Annotated in this window: 10 protein-coding genes; 6 read left to right on the top strand and 4 right to left on the bottom strand. The window is 52.9% G+C overall.

What is annotated here, in order from left to right; genetic code table 11:
* Positions 1 to 349: 349 nt before the first annotated feature.
* Positions 350 to 2,608: a hypothetical protein gene (locus tag B5G34_RS08030; RefSeq protein WP_087335909.1), complete on the bottom strand. Its 2,259-nt coding sequence runs from the start codon at positions 2,606 to 2,608 to the stop codon at positions 350 to 352.
* 246 nt (positions 2,609 to 2,854) lie between these two features.
* Between B5G34_RS08030 and B5G34_RS08025 the strand changes: the two genes are divergently transcribed.
* A complete protein-coding gene (locus B5G34_RS08025; protein WP_087335907.1) occupies positions 2,855 to 4,384 on the top strand; it encodes a hypothetical protein in 1,530 nt (509 codons plus the stop codon).
* Here the strand turns inward: B5G34_RS08025 and B5G34_RS18755 are convergent.
* Entirely contained in the window at positions 4,351 to 4,590 is a 240-nt protein-coding gene (locus B5G34_RS18755) for a hypothetical protein (protein WP_162609449.1), read from the bottom strand. The genes B5G34_RS08025 and B5G34_RS18755 overlap by 34 nt on opposite strands.
* 35 nt (positions 4,591 to 4,625) lie before the next feature.
* A complete protein-coding gene (locus B5G34_RS18750; protein ID WP_162609448.1) occupies positions 4,626 to 5,345 on the bottom strand; it encodes a hypothetical protein in 720 nt (239 codons plus the stop codon).
* Between the two features lie 243 nt (positions 5,346 to 5,588).
* Here B5G34_RS18750 and B5G34_RS18745 point away from each other — a divergent pair, with 243 nt between their 5' ends.
* From B5G34_RS18745 to B5G34_RS08005, 4 genes are all read left to right on the top strand, one after another.
* Positions 5,589 to 6,716 (top strand): hypothetical protein, encoded by a 1,128-nt coding sequence (locus B5G34_RS18745; RefSeq protein WP_162609447.1) that lies wholly within the window; start codon positions 5,589 to 5,591, stop codon positions 6,714 to 6,716.
* 77 nt (positions 6,717 to 6,793) lie between these two features.
* A complete protein-coding gene (locus tag B5G34_RS08015) occupies positions 6,794 to 6,994 on the top strand; it encodes a helix-turn-helix domain-containing protein (RefSeq protein ID WP_087335903.1) in 201 nt (66 codons plus the stop codon).
* A 71-nt stretch (positions 6,995 to 7,065) separates the two neighbouring features.
* Positions 7,066 to 8,292 carry a tyrosine-type recombinase/integrase gene (locus tag B5G34_RS08010; RefSeq protein ID WP_087335901.1) on the top strand — a complete coding sequence of 409 codons (1,227 nt, stop codon included), beginning with the start codon at positions 7,066 to 7,068 and terminating at the stop codon, positions 8,290 to 8,292.
* Positions 8,293 to 8,431: 139 nt separating this feature from the next.
* Positions 8,432 to 14,602 carry an S-layer homology domain-containing protein gene (locus B5G34_RS08005; RefSeq protein WP_140397217.1) on the top strand — a complete coding sequence of 2,057 codons (6,171 nt, stop codon included), beginning with the start codon at positions 8,432 to 8,434 and terminating at the stop codon, positions 14,600 to 14,602.
* Between the two features lie 78 nt (positions 14,603 to 14,680).
* Here the strand turns inward: B5G34_RS08005 and B5G34_RS08000 are convergent, their stop codons facing one another.
* Entirely contained in the window at positions 14,681 to 14,980 is a 300-nt protein-coding gene (locus B5G34_RS08000; RefSeq protein WP_087335898.1) for a helix-turn-helix transcriptional regulator, read from the bottom strand.
* Positions 14,981 to 15,137: 157 nt separating this feature from the next.
* Here B5G34_RS08000 and B5G34_RS07995 point away from each other — a divergent pair, with 157 nt between their 5' ends.
* Positions 15,138 to 18,200 (top strand): YARHG domain-containing protein, encoded by a 3,063-nt coding sequence (locus B5G34_RS07995; protein ID WP_087335896.1) that lies wholly within the window; start codon positions 15,138 to 15,140, stop codon positions 18,198 to 18,200.
* Positions 18,201 to 18,210: the final 10 nt, after the last annotated feature.

The raw sequence follows: 18,210 nt of genomic DNA, 5'->3' as shown, positions 1-18,210 counted from the left end.
CACGCCCGCGGCCGCCATGCACCATTTCCGCGGAAGCAGTGCACCATTCCAGCGGTGGTGATGCACCATCATCTGCGGTCAAGCTGCACTTTTTGAGCGGCGTACGCAAAAGGAACGGAGTGGCTTGCTTTTGCGTCTCTGTGAGACTGAAAGCAAGCTCACCCCTTATCCTTTTCACTGCTCACACAAAATAAAAAATTTGCCAACACAGATGGAATGGCGTTGCATCGCACAGACTGCTCAGCAACTGGCGATTCCATCTGTGTTGGCTCTTTTTCTAGGGGGGACATTTTGTACCCCCGTTTCCCTTATAACAGGAATGTCCCCCCTGGAGAAATGTGATCCCCAATTATGCGGTAATAATTGTTTTAGAAAAGATTTCATCCAATTGGGCAATCATTCTGTTGTATTTCCCCTTGAAGACGGTATTGAGCAGTACTGCGTACGTCAAGTCATCCATAACTTCCGGTTGGATAGAGGATAGATCTATATGGCCGCAGACCTGCTTAATGGCATGAAACAGAACCTCTTTATTTGGTAACAGGTTTGTCGCCGTCGGAGGAATATAATATTTAAAATGTGCCTGATGGTATCCCTCAAAACTGACCACGATGGTATCAAATTTTCGGTCATCCTGTTGCTTAAATTGCATATACGTGTCAAAGATATGTTCAATATGATCGCTATTCTTTTCTAAAAAAGACTGTACCTCTCGAACGCAGTCTAATCTTTCAGGAGAAATAAAAAGTCTTGCCAAATCCTCCAACCGCAAATACCACGAGGAAATCCGGATATCTCCCCAATAAACTAAATCGCCTACTGCATCATGGGCGCATGTAAACTGAAATTTAACATAATTACTATAAATTTCGGAAGTTGCACTTGCAGAGGCGATAACATCTTCGGCATAGTTTTTCACCGACAATAATAGCTCAGCTTCATCCCTGCTCAAAAGAGAAATATGAAACCCCGCATGGAATAATAATTGCTTCATAATTTCATTGCTTGGGTTACAAAGATAGACTTTATCAACATAGTCGTCTGTTTCGCTGACAAAATCACAACCAGCGATTATGACCTTGCTCCATATTCGATTGATTTTCTCATTGTGGCGATATGGATATTTGTGCCTCGAAGGCGACAGATATAATAAGAAATTCAATAATTTAACACCATCTGCCAATTCCCCATTTTTAAATGGCTCCTCACTGATAAATAGTCTGGGATTATATATTAAGCCTAGCGTTTTAATGATAGGCCGCATCCATTTAGGGAGATTTTCCAGCTTTTGCTCAATGGCTTTTTTTGTTTTTGGAGAAGTAGAAGGATCTTTATAGAAATCTGTTATTATATCAACAATAATAGCGGCGGTTACCTCTGTATTATCGTTTGAAGAGCCGTATAATTCGAGCGACCTTATAAAGGAACTAATACTCCAGGCTGGAAGCATAAAGTAAAGTTTGAAATCAAGCCATGAATCCGTAGGTTCCTTTTCTTGCTGGTCAGACTTATTATAATTTATCTGGTGGAAGTCCATAAGAGGTACATGATCCTCATCTAACTCAATCGTATAGCGCACATCATCAAAGCTACAACAATCCGTAGTATCTGCATTTGCTGCTTGAAAAAACTCGTGTGCAATGGAGTTTTTAAGGACCCATCCATTTTTCTCGGCCGGTGAATCCTTTTTGTCTTTATTTGTCCTTTCTGACTCATAGGAGCTCAGATTCTTCATAAAATTGAGCAACGCGTCCTGAACGCACTGATACAGCAGGGAGATTTCATACTGCTCACTCGGCGCGATTGGGTAAAGTGCAGGCATATGGAATACCACAGAAAATGGTTCCTCTGTTGAACAATGAATAAAATGGAATCCATCATAACCCTCTGGCTGCGAAGAGGATCTTTGCCGATAAAATGTCTTTCTGATTCGTGGAATCGTGTAACTGCATTCGCATCTCAAGAACTCCATAAAAAAGTAAAAGGGCAGGTAGGCAAAAAACATGGCATCGGTATAGAGCAAATAGTTTTCCCAACGCTGATTGTCGAGAACTTCACCATAGATTTCCTTGAGCGGATCTTCACACCCGGTTTTACACTTTAACCCTTGGCTATGAGTGCGTTCGAGCCGTTTAGAAAGCTTCTCGCGAAACGCATCCATCAATAGGTCCAAAAAAACCTTGGCATCGTCAGGCAGTTCTGATGGTGCCCGCTTTTTAACATCCAGCAGTAATTGCTTGATATATTTGATTTGGGTGTACATTCCTTCCTTCAACGAAATGCTTATATCATACATTCTCATAATATCTGCGATATTGTTAACGTCCAGTTCATCAAACCTCTTGATCTCTTCGGGAAGATTGTCGTACGTCTGTCCTTCCTGTACATTCCAAGACAAAAACTCGTTTGGTACATTCATGGCAAGTATTGCATTGACTAACCAGTTCCTTCGCTCTAATGCAGAATACTTACCCTTCTTAGAGCGGATCTCATCCAACAACCTGTCGACCATTTGAAACCGGTTTGTGACAGGGCGAGGGTCTGCACCGGCGGGACATCCCAGTTTATTAATGCGTAGTTTTGTTAAACAAAGATTCTTCAATGACATTCTAATCGCCTCTTCTTTATATGATCTACCTTGCAGCATCTGCCTTGAAAGCAGATGCTGTTTTTTGTGCCAGATGTACACAATGAGTATCCAAAAACAGAAGCCTAAAAACAGGCAAAAAGAATTGAAGTGTTTTGGCATACTAAAACAGCAGTTTAAGGTACTATTTTGTCAGAAAGGAGGCCAAATCCCATTCATTCAATAGTGGTGATGAAGTGTGTACAAATTACAACAAGGAGGAACAGTATGAGCCGAGAACATGATTTTATCTGCGTAAAGCATCCTGACCACAACAAACTCTGGTACCGGGAGGTGGAAGGGCACCGTGGTGAAAAACCCTGCTGGGTTCCCCTGGATGAGTCCTTCTTCCGGAAAAAGATCACCTACTTCTCCCAGCTCCATGAAGCGGCGCGGGACAAGCAGGTCAAGCGGTTGATCGAAGAGGGCAACGTCATCGCCAAAGTGAAACTCCCATTCGATCTGCCGCCGGCCCAAAGGCGGATCCAACGTCCTGAGGGCTATCGGGAACGCTACAACAATACGGATCTGCAAACCGGCGCGCTGGTGTCTCTGCGCGTGCTGGACCTGTTTGAATCCGTTGAGACCGGGGCCATCCTGCTGGCCAATCTGCTGGGCGGGCTGCGCGCTACCGCGCTGCAGAAACAGGAACCCGATTTCCGCGCAGCCGTGGCCCTGGACACGCCCAGCTCCGAAGCCGAGAAATTGCTGATCGATCTGCTCCAAACCACTTCAAACAAGACCCGATGGAGATCCAAGCATTACACTGCAAGGCGCAAGCTGGTACTGGACTACGGAAAAGCCTCATTCGGATTCAGCCGCCACATCCAGGACTTCAGCTCAGTGTGCTTCCCTATCAAAGGGCATGCGAAGCTGAAAGTGCCCATGAGTTACCGGGATGCTGTGGCCACTGTTGTTCGGGCCGGCAGGAGCCACCTGCTGGAGGCGGAACCCTATCTCTGCCAGGGCTGCGCAGTGTTGATCAACTGCTCCTCTGTTGAGTGGTGCCGGAGCAAGCTCAGGCCGGCAGCTTTGAGTCACTATGATCCGCTGGTCTATCAATTCATACAGGACCATCGAGCCCAGCTGTCTCTCATGCTGGCCTGCTGGTGGTGCTCTGTGGATGACAATTGGGCACCGTCAATTATAGACCAGGCTCGGGCCAGCTTCGGAAAACCGGACAGCCGGTTTGTGAGTATGACGCCTGACCCTAAGCTGTATCACAGGGCCATACTCCACCAGATCCTGCTCAGCTACCTGGATTTCCTCCAGAAGCAGCTGCGGCTCCCCTCCGAGATGCTGGAGCCATATGCCGCCATGGTCAGGGGAGTATTTGCCCCGGAAATCCCTGATGAGCCGGAGGCCGCCCCGCTCCGTTCGCTGGAGGACCCGGAGGTGTTCCTGGAGGTAATGAAGGCTCTATCCGGCAGTAATCCGGATCGCATTGCTGCCCTTGATCAATCGTTCAGCCGGCAGCATAAACATCTGGGTGCTTGGCGGGATATCTCCGGGGAACGGTATCTCATTATGCTGGAAGACACCTGGGCCAAGGAACTGGCAAAGGCAGCACGGAACACGGAGGGCGTGGACTGTTCTATCCTTCGCCACGACAACTGGACGGGTGAGCTGCAGCGTCTGATGGCCAACGCCGGTGTCATCAAAAAACCGTCCGCAGGATATCGCTACCGCTACGACCTGCTGGAAGACGGTACCCGGGACCGTACTTATGTCGTGGCAGTCCCCCAGCGGCTGCTTTGAAGACGGGCAAACAGGCGGGCAAATCCAATCATTCCCGGCAAAGCCATTTGCCCGCCCATTTGCCAAGACAATTTGACTGAAAAGTTGTGAAAACGATCAAATTGTTGGAAGGTGATCAGTAATGAGTAAGAAAAAGAAGCAGAAGAAGCGCGCCAAGAATCAAGAAAGCCCGGCAAAAAAGTCCTGCCTTTATGGTGAGGCTGCATATGAAAATGCTGCTGAACTGCTCGCAGAGGGGGGTTCAGGAGAAACTCCAGATTCCCCTAAAAAAGGGCTCACATCCCGTTGCCCGAATGAGCACTTCGGCCGCATAGAGGAGAATGACTTTCACATCCAGCGACTGTGTACCATGATCATGGACCACATGAAGCAGATCTGCCGTGACCGGAAGATTCGTTTGAATTACAAATATTGGAAAGCTATAACCTATGATGTCCTGTCGGCCAGGGACACCAGCAGGCCGCTGGTCATTCCGGCGCGAGCGGGAGCCGGTAAATCCACCTGGATCCAGGCCTTCCTGAATGCGGCTGCGGAGCTCTGGGAACGTGGGGATGTTCTGGTAGATGTGCTCGGCGGAATCCTGCTGGTGGTACAGCAAGTGGAGGACCTGAACCGAATCACCCAAACGCTGCAGCAGGGTTGTAAAAGGCCGGACATTATGCTCCCCGTCCAGGCATGGCACAGGTCCTCTGTGCAATACGGCTGGTGTATCAACGAGGAGTCCCTGGAACACGGCCATTGCATGGAAAAAGACTGCCCTCATCAGGAGGAGTGTCCCCGGAAACGCAGCGCACAGGATGGGTGTGGCGCCTATATCCTGGGTATCACCCAGGCCCGGTATCTGGATCTGCTGCGCCCCCAAAATGCGGCGGATCTGGCAGGGTATCTGGAGCGGAAGACGGAGGATGTCTGTGTGCCCAGACGATTCATCCTCATTGATGAAAAAATTGAGTTGCTGCATATCGCCGCCTCCGCCATCACTAGCAAAGTGCTGGCCAATGCGCTGCTGGAAATGGATGCCCAGCGCAGCAGGCGACCTGATCTGAGCAGGCGAATTGATTCTCTCGAATACGCATTCTGCTATTGCATTCAGTATCATTTCTATAGAATATTGCGGCATGTATATAGACACCCTGATAACAAACACGGTGCGTATACCCTTAAACATGGATCGTGCGACAAACTGGATCTCTTGGATGAGAACATGCAAAGCAGCATCCGCAGATTCATCCAGGAGTGCAGGATACTGCCCCTGAGCCTGATGACCAATTTGGGCCTGTGCCTGGATGTTGCGGAAGCCCTTATGGAGGGGAGGTGTTTCTTCGATATCAACGGCGGCAAGGTCCTGTTCTGCCGCAAGGCGCTTCCCGGACTGCCGGAGGAGGCAAAGACCGTCCTGTTTGACGCGACTGCTGAGGTGGACCCGGATTATCCTGGGCTGTGGCACGGACATCTGTTGGACTCATCGCCGCCCCTGCATATGGAAAAATTGCATTTTCATATCTACACAGACAGGCGGCTCAGGGTCTCCATGCAGGCACTGCACAAGCAGGCTGCGCTCCAGGGATTTGCGGCCTTTCTCTCGGAGATGATCGAAGATCTGCCGGGCAAAACCTTCCTATGTACCTACAAAGAGGATAGCGAAACGCTGCGGCGCTTGTTATCAGAAAAGGCACGCAAGAAGGTGCCTGTCCATCCCGGTAAGCCGGACTGCGTTCCCTACTACGGCGGCAACAACGGCTCCAACTCGTTCAACGACTGCACCAACGTCATTCTGCTGGGGTATCCGCGGCTGGATCCTCAGACCTATTTCCGATACACCGCCATCCTGGCGGAAAAAACCGGGCAAAGCGGGACACATCCCCTCAGCAGGCTGGAGGAGGACTACGAGACCCGCCATCTGGCTGCCCGGCTGGAACAGGAGATCTACCGGTGCGCGATTCGCAATCCCAGCTGTGATCATGATATCCATGTATTCCTGTTCACGCCGCCGGAGCGGGTGGCTGAGATCCTGCGTCATCGATTTCAGGGGTGTCACTGGGAGGTCTGTGAGGAATATCCCGAGGTTATTCGGCAGATCAGCGGGCAGATGCGCACCTATAAGAATAAGCCCACACACTTTGCCCGGCTGTCCGATTGGCTGGAACACTGGGAAGGAGGTGAGATCTATGTGTCGGATCTGAAAAAGCTGCTGGAGGTACCGGACAACAGTTGGAAGGAGTTGATGAAGCAGGCACGCACCAAGGAGCTGATACAAGCCAATGGCGTCAGCATCCAGGGCAGCGGCCGTTACCGCAAGATGATGCGGGAGAGGAAGAACAAAGCTGCATAGTTCCGGAAACCAGCCGGATTCATTTGTATACTATAATTTGAGAAACTAAAAGTATGTAATATCGAGGAGGAATTCACATGGCAAAGAAGGAGACAATCTACAATATGGAACAGCTGCCCATGGTGCTGCGAATTGATGATGTGGCCGCAGTCCTGAATATCGGGCGGAGCGCGGCCTATGAACTGGTGCGTTCCGGACAGATCAAGCACATTCGGATCGGCACCACTTATCGGATCCCCAGGCAGGAGGTCATGAAGTTCCTTGGCGAAACGGCCTGATCAAACACGGGGGAGACATAGAGCAGTCTGTGTCTCCCCTGATTTTACCAAAGATAGGGAGGTATGACAAGATGGCTGGCAGAACCAAGGGGAGCCGGAGCGCCGCCGGGACCGGCACCATCCGGAAAAAGACAATCACAAAGAATGGCAAGACGTATACCTATTGGGAGGGACGTTATACCGTTGGATTTGATCTGGGCACGGGAAAGCAGCGGCAGCGCTCCATCTTGGGAAAGACCCAAAAGGAGGTAGCGCAGAAGCTGCGGCAGATCACCGCGGAGATCGACCGGGGAACCTACCAGGAGCCAGAAAAGATGACGCTGAGGGAGTGGCTGGATATCTGGGTCACGGAATACCTGGGCAATACCAAGCCCCATACCCGGAAGTCCTATATCAGCATCATCAACAATCACATCAATCCGGCCCTGGGTGCGGTAAGTCTCTCGGCATTGACGCCCATCCAGGTTCAGAGAATGATAAACGGGATCCGCAGCACCAAGCCCACCATGCTGCACCAGAAGGTAAATCCCAAGACCATCAAGAATGTGCACGGTGTTCTCCACAGTGCATTAAGCCAAGCGGTACAGTGCGGGCTGCTCCGGAGCAACCCGGCAGACCATGCCGTGCTGCCCAGAAGATTCAGAGCGGAGATTCATGTGCTGGAGGTGGAGCGGATCACCGAATTTCTCAGGGCCATTGAGGGACATCGGTACCAGTACCTCTACCTCCTGGATCTGCTGACCGGTATGCGCCAGAGTGAGCTGCTTGGCTTGCAGTGGGAGGACATTGACTGGGAGAAAGGGTGCATCACGGTCAAGCGGCAGCTCCAGTTTCTGGGCGGAAAGGAGGGCTATCGGTATACTACACCTAAAAGCAATAAGCCCAGGATTATTGTGCTGCCGGATGTGGCCATCCGGGCGCTGGAGAAGCAGAGGGCGCTTCAGAAACAGCTGGCGGATTTCTTCCAGGAGGGGTGGAGCAATCCCGACCATCTGGTCTTTACCGATGAGCTGGGCGGGCATATCAAGCACGATGTGGTATACCGTAACCTGAAGCGCATTTTTGCTGGGATGGGGCTGCCGGATCTGCGCTTTCACGATCTCAGACATTCCTATGCCGTGCTGTCGCTGCAGTCCGGCTGCGATATCAAAACCGTTCAGGAGAACCTGGGCCACTATGCAGCGGCCTTTACCCTGGATACATACGGCCACGTGACGGACCAGATGCGCCGGGAAGGCGCGGAAAAAATGAACCGCTTTCTGCATCAGTTGGAAGAGCGGGCAGAGGGGGAAAAGTAAATTCGTTTTTTCGAGTGTGCAATTTTGTCACTTGTTTGGGCTGGTAAAAAATGATAGGCTCTAGGTGTCTATATCTCTATCATAAGCCCGATTTGGTGGTGTTTGCAAAACGGGATAGAAACAGAGGAGGAATGAACGGATGAAACGATGGCGAAGGATGTTGGCCCTATTCCTGACCGTGGTCCTGCTGGGGGGAACTCTGCCCCTGGAGGTCCTGGCGGAGGAACCCGAGCGTGGTTTCATTGAGGTCAACGGTCAGGTCATGGTCTACAGCGACGGCGAGACGCTGGACGGGCCTCTGCCTAACGGAGTATCCTACACCAGCACAGGGAGCAACAGCGGTACCCTGACGCTAAACAATGCCCAGCTTACTTCCATCTCAGCCTGGGGGCTGGACAGTCTGGTCATTCAGCTGGTGGGCACGAATACCATCAGTCTGCCAGACAGTTCCGCTTCTGAGATGGACACAGCGCTGCGCTTTGGCCAATGCAGCGCCGCAACCATCCAGGGAGACGGCACACTGACGGTCAATTCTCCACAGCACGCCGTCTGGTTTGAGAGTACAGATGCAGAGATCCCCGACACGCTGACCATTACCGGGGGAGCCACTGTCACCGCCGAGAGCAGCAGCGGCTACTGGGCCGATGAGGCGGCGGGTCAGTATGGCTATTGCGCTTTCTCCGGCCGCATGAACCTGGTGGTGGAAAAAAACGCCACCCTGAATGCTGTCAGCAGCTGGATGGGGATCCTGATCGAGGGCAATGCCACCATCGGAACTGGCGGCACGGTCAACGTCAACCGCATCCATATGCACGGGGATAATCATCGGAACGAAGAGGCCGCAGGCGATGAGATCACGGCTACCACCATCAAAGTGACGAATGGCGGTACGCTGAATGTTACACCCCGGGAGAACGAAGCGCAGGACAGCTTCTTTGCCCTGATCAACAATGCGACCCTGTCGGTGGAGGGCGGCAAGGTATGCTTTGACGCCCAAAACCGTGGGGAAGAGTACAGCGAGCTGCTCAGCATCAACCCCGGCTGCGAGGTTCGCGTCACCGGCGGTGAGCTGGTCTTTCAAAATATATATAATGCCAAGGCCATCTTTGTGCAGCAGAGGACCACCTTCACCCAGACCGGCGGCACCGTACGAATCAGCCGCGCCGCCGATGCCCCCGACAAGGGAGACCGGTATGGGGCGGTGGGCCTGGAGGTTATGGCCGGCGGGCAGGCTAACATCATCGGCGGCACCTTTGAGACCAATGGACTGGACTGCGCTATCAATCTCCGGGGCGAGATGACCGTCAGCGGGGAGAACACAAGCCTGAACCTCAAAAAAGGATACAACGCTGCCATCTCCCTCATGCCTCTGGGCAGCCTGTCGGTATTGGGCGGAACCATCAACGCCGTTACCAGCGGAACGTACGGCCGGGAGGCCATCTACGGTGAGGGCGGCCTGGTCCGCTTCTTGGGGGGCACCACTACCCTGACTGCCCCGCAGTTCGCAGTGATGGACCGGACGGGCAATACGAACGTGGTCACCCTGGGTGCCGGGATGCACGCGGTGGGCGGGAACCGCCAGGAGACCGCCTTGGACGTGTCTGACTTCGGCTCTGAGTACAACTTTGCCTATTATCCCGAGGAAACGGTCACCATCAGCAGCACGCCGGGAGCCAGCCCCTACGCCGCTCTGATGGAGGTGGTCAACGGCGGGCAGGTGACGGCGGGTACCGTCTTTACCGTGCGTACCGCCCTGGCTATGACCGGCAGCGGCACGATTTCTTTCGACCTGCCGAGCAACATTGAATTGCAGGAAGGCAGCGTGACAGTCAACGGGCAGGCGGTCTCCGCAGACCAGCAGGACCTTTCTTCCCTGAGTGTGAAAAACGGCGACATCGTCCGCTTCAGTGCTGTGGCTTCCGAAGCCGGTGATTATACCATCACTGCTGTGGTGAATGACGGGGGCCAAAACCATTCAGAATCCATGGAGCTGTCTGTCAGCGCCCTCACCCTGTCCCTGCCCACTCAGGTAAACCGCACCAGTATCCCGGTGTCCGGCCATACCGTGCCTGGGAGCACCGTGACCCTCTATGAGGGGGAGACCGACATAGGCATGGCTACGGCCGACAGCCTGGGCAGCTGGAGTACTACCATCCAGATAGAGGACCGGACAGGCAGTCATTCCATCCATGCCGTGGTCACCCAGGGCAGTCAAACGGTGACCACCAGCGATCCCTTCACCCTGGACTATGCCCCGGACAATGCCGAGGTGGAGACCCTGACCATGACCAACTGGATCCATGGCAAGACCTCCGCCGACCCTAACGTGCAGGAGACCTTTGTCATCAACTACCAGAATGGCACCCGCAACAAGAATTTCTATACCTACTGGCCCGACCTGCCTACCTTTACTTTCGCGGTGGACTTCGTGGGGGACAGCGGCACCCCTGACAAGGTGGAGGACGTGACGGTGGTCACCACCGACTGGACCGGCGAGGAGACCGAGGTACCTCTGGCCTATGACGCGTCCACCGGCACCTGGATGGGGCAGCACGACTATGACGGTGTAAACGTTCCCAACCCGGAGCGGTTCCGGGTTGAGTGGATGCCTGCCGGTACCGTCCTGCCTGAGGAGCCGGAGGAGACTCCCATAGATGTGCCGGAACGGGAAGAAGTGGAGGAGAATGACAGCGACGGCGCCTTTCTAAGCGAAGATACGGATTTTACCTTTGAGATTTCTGATGGGGCTGTACTCACCCTGACCGTCAGCGCCGGAAAAGCAGTCAACTATTCAACAGATACCAGCGGTACCATTGTCTCTGCCGAATATGCATCTGGTGAGCTGTATGTGGCCCACCTGGAGAGCGGCACCTTCCCGGACTATCCGGGGTATGACACCCTGTACATCCAGATCAGCGGTGAAAAGATAGGTGTAAGTACTTGTGAATATATATCAGTTGACGTTGTTCATGATGATGTAGACCCGGCCACGCTGACGTTCTCGGGTAATACGTTCACCTCCACTGATAATTCCTATAAGGTGAATGATGTGCTGATCCTGAACGATGGCGGGACGGCCATTGTGATTACAGATAAGGCCGAAAACACCTATACCTATGAGGAGGCGGGCCTGGGGGATATCTATACGACGCTGGATGTTAATAAGGTCGCCAGCTTAAATCCAGATGATTTGATTCTCGAGGGTCTTGATGAGGCTGCGATTGTCCGGTCTTTTATGGAGACCGAGACCTACGGAGCCTTCCGGAGCGCTGTGGCCACCTATGCAGACGAGAACGGTTACGAGGACGTAGAAGAGCTTCCGGTATCGTTTGACCTGGAAATGGGGCTGGAAGGAACGTTGACCCATCCCGTCCTGATCCTTAAACCCGTGATCACTGTGGAAAGCAGTATGACGACCAAACTCCCCTTCGACCAGGAAACGGAGACCGCCGTAAAGGGCGTCTTCTCCTATGAACTGAGACAGGGGTTTGATTTTGGTATTACGTTGGAGAACCGTGAACTTCAGTCCCTATACCTGACCAGAGATCAAACTGAGACCGTGGAAATCGACATCTCCGTCACCATTGGAGAGGCACCAGATGAGGGCGCTGAAGCAAAAATCGAAGAATATTTCGGTCAAACAGCAGTTGAGCAATTCTTGGAAGATCTGGAAGGCGGCGATGATGAGTCTGAACCCGGGATCCCTCTGGGCGAGTTCCGCATCCCTACTAACGTGCCCGGACTGTTTATCTATGCCTCTCTGGAACTGGAGACCGACGTCTCCTTTTTCGGCGAACTGGTCCTACACAGCCAACTGACCCAGGGCCAGGTCGATGGTCTCTTGTATACCCAAAACGGTGGCTTCCAGAAATTCTGCCAGCCCAAAGAAGAGACCGTGACTGCTAATATGGAACTCCATCTTCGGGCGTCAGCATCTGCTGCACTGACCGCCTCGGCAGGTGTGGAGCTGTGGGCTGTGATCGATGCGGGGCTATATGTAACTGCAGGTCCGACCATCACCTTCGGTGGACATGGTACAGCCTCCTATTCCAATGCCCCTGGCTCAAACAGCTTGGAAGCGGAACTGCTGGTAACGTGTACATTGGATGTAGATGCTGGCGTGACAGCCTCGATCAAACTAGCAAGGGCTCTTCCTGCCCTGGAATGGAGCCAGTCCCTCTATGAGGCATCCTTCCCCATCTTCCAGCTGGGTGCTAACGTCATGCCCACTCGATTCAAGACCGTTGAGGAAGACATGTATGTTCAGTCTAACAGTGACCTAACTCAGTTGTTGGATCTGACGCTACTGTTCCAGTCCTTCACAGCAGAGGTGGGCGGCAAGACCATCCATAATGGAGAAAAGATCTTCGAACCGGAGGACTATACGTTTGAGTTGGTAGATCATCCTCAAGGAGTAAGTCTGGATTCTAAGGGCAAGCTGAGCATCACGGCGAATGAGGAACGGAAGTTCCAGGTGAAGGTCACCTACACCGGCTCTACGGAGGACTATCAGATTTGGAAGATCGTCACCCTGAAATACACGCCGGCCAGCTTCGTCATCCAGAAGGCAATTCAGGATGGGGCCTCCAAGGTGGCGGGCTACTCGGTCGTTGATCTGTATGACGGCAGCACCCGGAGCTTTACCACCAGCCCGGCAGGCTTTGTGGTGGTCCCCGCTGTGGCGGGCCATAGCTACCAGGTGGTAGAGACCTGGTGTGCCCAGGGCTACTACCCCGTAGAAGCGGTCAAGCAGGTCACTGTCCCTGAATCCGGGGCGAACACCACGGTAACCTTCCAAAATGTGCGCAAAAAGAAGCAGCGCACCCAGGACATTGACGGGCCCGGCCTGGGCGATCCCTCCGGTTATGTGTACGAGGGCATCGAAAGCAACCGCCTGTCCGGGGTGACAGTCTCACTGTATCAGGCGAGCACGGCCGACGGCACTGATGCAGACCTGTGGAACGCTGGGGACTACGCCCAGACCAGCGTTCTCACCACCGACGCGCTGGGTCAGTACCTGTGGATGGTACCCAACGGCAGCTGGTGGCAGGTGGTCGCTACTGCCGGGGGCTATGAGACAGCCTGTAGCGCCTGGCTGCCGGTGCCTCCGGTACAGACCGGAGTTAACCTGGGAATGGTCTCCAAGCAGCCCGCCGATATGACGGTCTCTGCCTACAGCGGCCAGAACGTGGTATTCCTGCGGTTTACCCGGCCGGTACTCCTCTCCTCCCTGACCGATCTGACCGTGACGGTAAATGGCCGGCAGGTAGAAGGGAATCTGGTACCGGTAGATGCAGACTGGTCGGTTACACAGGATCCGGAGGACAGCCAGCCCTGTGCCACTACCTTCTGCGTCTATCTGGAACAGCCCCTTTCTGCGGGAGCTGCCATCGCAGCCCAGGCCGCCGGTGTGACTACCTATGCGGAAATACAGGCTGATGTTCAGGATACCGGCGTTGTGGAAGACTCGGGGGAGCCGGGACCCGGCCCTGAACCTGAGCCTGAGCCCGAACCTGATGTTCCCAGCGGCGGTTCCTCCTCGTCCTCCGCAAGCTACCAGGTCACCGTGGACAAGGCCGAGGGCGGCAAGATCACCGTGTCCCCCGCCCGTGCCGAGAAGGGCGACACCGTCACCATCACTGTGAAGCCTGACGAGGGCTATGAGCTGGAGAAGCTGACTGTCACCGACAAGGACGGCGGCAAGGTAACCATCACACAGAAGGACGACAACAAGTACACCTTTAAGATGCCTGCCGGCAAGGTGACCGTGACGGCCACCTTCACTGAGATCGTGGTGGAGCCTGAGCAGCCTGAGCTGCCCTTCGCCGACGTGGCCGAGCAGGACTGGTTCTACGACGCCGTGGTATACGTCTATGAGAACGGCCTCATGAACGGGACTGCCGCCGCTGCGTTCTCTCCCACCGTTATCACCAGCCGGGCCATGATGCTCACCATGCTGGCCCGCTATGATGGGGTGGACACCTCCACCGGTTCCACCTGGTATGAAGCGGGCGCTGCCTGGGCGGTGGCCGAGGGTATATCCGACGGCACCAACCTGGAGGCCGACCTGACCCGTGAGCAGCTGGTCACCATGCTGTGGCGCTATGCCGGCAGCCCCATGGTGGAGAAGGATCTGCCCGACTATCCCGACCGGGATAAGGTCAGCGACTGGGCGGTCCGGGCTATGGTGTGGGCCGTGGACGAGGGTATCATCACCGGCAACGGCGCCGGGGAGCTGAATCCCCAGGGTTCTGCCTCCCGTGCCGAGGTAGCGACCATCCTTATGCGCTTTGTGGAGAGCCTTATCTAAGGCGTATTCAGGCACACAACAACCAATCCATTGAAACAGAGGACCCGGGAAAGCATGTGCTTTCCCGGGTCCTCTGTTCTATTTGGACATTGTCTCCAGAAAAAGGGCAAGCGCCTGCTTCTGGTCATCCGTTAGTCCAGCAATCTGACGCAGCAGCCGATCCTGCTCAGTGTCCTGCTCTGATGGAATATCAAAAAAGTTCCGCAGAGAGATGTGCAGAGTGTCACAGATCAGCTGGAGATTCTCCACTGAAATTCCCTTCTCGCCTAACTCCACAGAACGCAGGAAACTCTGAGAAAGTCCGCACAGATTGGCCAGACGATTGGTGGTCCAACCGGCAGCTTCTCTTAATTCCGTGATGCGCTTGCCTATCTCCATAACGATGCTCCCATCTGTTTTGCTATAACTTTAGCAAAATATCCTGGGATTATTTACAGCTATAGATATATATGGTATTCTTTTAAATATAAATATTCTGTGAATTCTGCGATCCTGGGCGCAGGGCGCAATTCAAGTTCAAAGAGGGTAATGAGGTATGGTAAAATATGTGTTGTTTGGGCAACAAGTGATTTTTGACAATCCTGCCGAACGTAACTTTGATCTTCAGTATGCATGCTGGACCGCGGTACAGGATGCACAAACCATGTTTTCTTCATGGTATGACAACTGCAAACGGATCGAGCGTGTGATAAACGACTACAAGTCAATTGCCGGAAAAATGATTGGTGACCTGGCATATGAGCCGCTTTATAAAACGTTGATCCAATATGATATTTATGATGTGAGCAAAGATACATATTGGCGGCAGTGCGCCGATTTTTCTGAGACGGAAGAGGCACTGCAGGTTCTTTCCCAAAAATATCATGCCATCGATCAGAAAAAAGCGGAGATTGAGAATTATCGAGCGGCGCGGAAAGCGGGCCGCGGACGTTGGCAGGGCGGTGGTTTTGGATTCAGCGGCGCCATAAAGGGCGCAGCCATGGCGGGTGGAATGAACCTTCTGTCCGGCATGGCGCACAGCGCATTCAATGCGGTTGGCAATGCGGGAACAAGTCTTGAGGCATCTGATGCCAAGAGAAGTCTGTATGGGCAGAAGGCAACAAAAGATATGCTCTTTGAGGCCATTGTCCAGGATATGTTCGCATTTTTCGGTGAACACAGCGAGCTGATCAATGAGCGCAGGCCGGGCAGCATTCGCAATGTGTTTGACCCGGAACGTGCAGCTGCGTTATTTGAAAATGCAAAGAACCTTCCGGATAAGCGGAAAGCCCTTTTGGTTCAGGCAATCACGCTCTGCCCCTGGAGCGATGAACTGGTTAAATATATCTTTGTAAATTACCCGGAAGAACGCAAGCCCATCTCTGCGTTGGCGCAACGATTTCATGTGGATCTTTCGGATAAGCTTGAGGCTCTTCTGGAGCGAGAGTATAGGGAAGAAGACCGCAGCTCGGAAGCTGCTGCGCAGAGGGCCAAGCAGAGGATCCGCGCAATTATGCGGGACTACAATATCACTTCCAGCCCCACGCTGGACAAGCTGGAAAGCGATTGCCTTGCCCGGATTTGTAAAGGATATGAAAATGCCAGTGTGGACACATGCTTTGCCATCAAGCAGTCCATCCATAATTACGAGGCGCAGGAGCATATTAAGAATGCCTACCTGGATAAAATTCAGCAGCGGATTATTGACATTTGGAAGGCCGACATGGAGTCCATCTGTGATGGCTATGAGCAAGCTGATGAAGCAACCTGCAACAAGATAAAGGATGCCCTTCTTGCCTATGGTGCCCCAAACGATCAGAAAGAACCGTTTTTCCAGAAAATTCAGAAACGTATTGAAGATATCTGGTCTGCGGAAGATGGAAAGACCTTTGACGAGCTCTACCTTGCCACTGATATTACCGATCCATCAGCCATCAAACGGTCAGTTGCGTTCATTCGTGAGAAGGCAAGAACCGCTTCCTCCGAGAAATATATTTCTGCGTTGGAAGCCTGCAACCCCAAGAACATAACAAAGGCGCGCAGCTATCGTAAGGGAGTTAAGCCCGGAATATACGCCACATTGGGCTTGATGTTCCTGTTTCTTGCGGTGTCAAATCTCTTCTTCCTGAAGCAAGGTATTCTGATCTCTGGTTTATGCATTGTGGTAAGCGTGGTCTTTGCCGGCTTGTATGGTGATCTGTCAAAGCCGTGGAAGGAACTGACGATAGATAATACGGTACTCCACTCAGTATTGACAAAAGATTTGCCGGAACGTAAAAAGGGGATACCCCCGGTTGTGATTGCGCTGGTAATTGTGGCCCTGATGACAATTCTGGCTGAGTACGGTATCCCGGTCACTACGGCTGATACATCCGAAGTTGCAAGCACACCTGCTCCCATTGTGAGCAGCAAACCAACTCAGACGCCAGCGAAGGAAGTCTTGCTGCGGCCTCTGACGCCAGACCCTCTTTATGAGACGGTACTGACCCAATATGCCTCGATGGTAATCACTGCAGATGATACGCTGATTCAGCAGGGCGAAATGAGCAGCATGTGCCTGTACAATCAGAATCTGGATGACTATGGGTATGTTTGTCTGGATATCAACGGGGACGGCATACAGGAACTTCTGATTGGAGGCTCCACTATGTCGCAAGGCTATTTTTATGATCTGTATACCATTGTAGACAGCCAGATCGTTCATGTGTGCTCCAGCCATGAAAAGGATATGTACAATCTGTGTGTAAACGGCAGTCTGGCTGAGATTGGTCATATCGGAGATGGAGAGGGGATTACCACCTGGGAATATTATTATCGTCTGGATTCCCTGGGAAACCTGGTTCTGCTGGGTGGGATTCAATCTGACATAGGCTCAAACGGTACGACAAACTTGCAGATTGCGGAAGGTCTTTCTGCGGAGAACTGTGATCTGCGGCCGGCCGATGAAGCAGAGGTAGATGCGCTGCGGCAGAGGATAAGGCAGGAGGCCGCATCCGTGGAGCTGACCCCGTTGAGCACCTATGCTACGCAGATAGAACCGGGCAGCGACAATAGCAGCAGCGGCTATCCTGTTTTTGCGGACATGAATGATATGCTTCAGGCGAACATTATAGGTGACAGCTTTGATCAGGCCACGTTCTGGCAGGCCTACAGCAGCGGATATCTGGACGAATGGATGAGCCTGTACTTTTATGGAACCGATCCCGGTGCCACCTATCCGGATGTCTGGTATAGCCCCCAGCTGGAACAGTGGACCTACTATGGCTTTACCTATGATCAGGCCGAGAAGGCAGGTTGGGGAGATATCTGGATGGGGCAAATGGAGAGCACTCAAACGAGTGACGAATATCTGATGCCCACGGATCAGAGCTACATTACCCAGGATCAACTGGCACTCTATGACCGACAGAGAATTATGCTGATTCGAAATGAAATCTATGCCCGCCATGGATGTCAGTTCAGTGATACGGACATTCAGGCCTACTTTGACAGTCAATCCTGGTATGTACCGATAGAAGGCCTCACAGCGTCTACCTTTGATATAACTGTCCTCAACGAGTATGAGGCGACCAATTTGCAGACGATTCTGAACTATGAAACTTCCATGGGTTGGCGCTAAATAAAAAGGG

The sequence above is a fragment of the Flavonifractor sp. An82 genome, from assembly GCF_002159265.1.
Classification (GTDB): domain Bacteria; phylum Bacillota; class Clostridia; order Oscillospirales; family Oscillospiraceae; genus Flavonifractor.
The sequence above is the reverse complement of the archived record's forward strand: the minus strand, read 5'-3'. Positions and strand labels throughout refer to the sequence as shown.

Bases quoted from the DNA above. Each gene is read 5' to 3' on its own strand.
- B5G34_RS08030 (WP_087335909.1), bottom strand. From the start codon at position 2,608: ATGTCATTGAAGAATCTTTGTTTAACAAAACTACGCATTAATAAACTG.
- B5G34_RS08025 (WP_087335907.1), top strand. From the start codon at position 2,855: ATGAGCCGAGAACATGATTTTATCTGCGTAAAGCATCCTGACCACAAC.
- B5G34_RS18755 (WP_162609449.1), bottom strand. From the start codon at position 4,590: ATGCAGCCTCACCATAAAGGCAGGACTTTTTTGCCGGGCTTTCTTGAT.
- B5G34_RS18750 (WP_162609448.1), bottom strand. From the start codon at position 5,345: ATGCAGCAACTCAATTTTTTCATCAATGAGGATGAATCGTCTGGGCAC.
- B5G34_RS18745 (WP_162609447.1), top strand. From the start codon at position 5,589: ATGCAAAGCAGCATCCGCAGATTCATCCAGGAGTGCAGGATACTGCCC.
- B5G34_RS08015 (WP_087335903.1), top strand. From the start codon at position 6,794: ATGGCAAAGAAGGAGACAATCTACAATATGGAACAGCTGCCCATGGTG.
- B5G34_RS08010 (WP_087335901.1), top strand. From the start codon at position 7,066: ATGGCTGGCAGAACCAAGGGGAGCCGGAGCGCCGCCGGGACCGGCACC.
- B5G34_RS08005 (WP_140397217.1), top strand. From the start codon at position 8,432: ATGAAACGATGGCGAAGGATGTTGGCCCTATTCCTGACCGTGGTCCTG.
- B5G34_RS08000 (WP_087335898.1), bottom strand. From the start codon at position 14,980: ATGGAGATAGGCAAGCGCATCACGGAATTAAGAGAAGCTGCCGGTTGG.
- B5G34_RS07995 (WP_087335896.1), top strand. From the start codon at position 15,138: ATGGTAAAATATGTGTTGTTTGGGCAACAAGTGATTTTTGACAATCCT.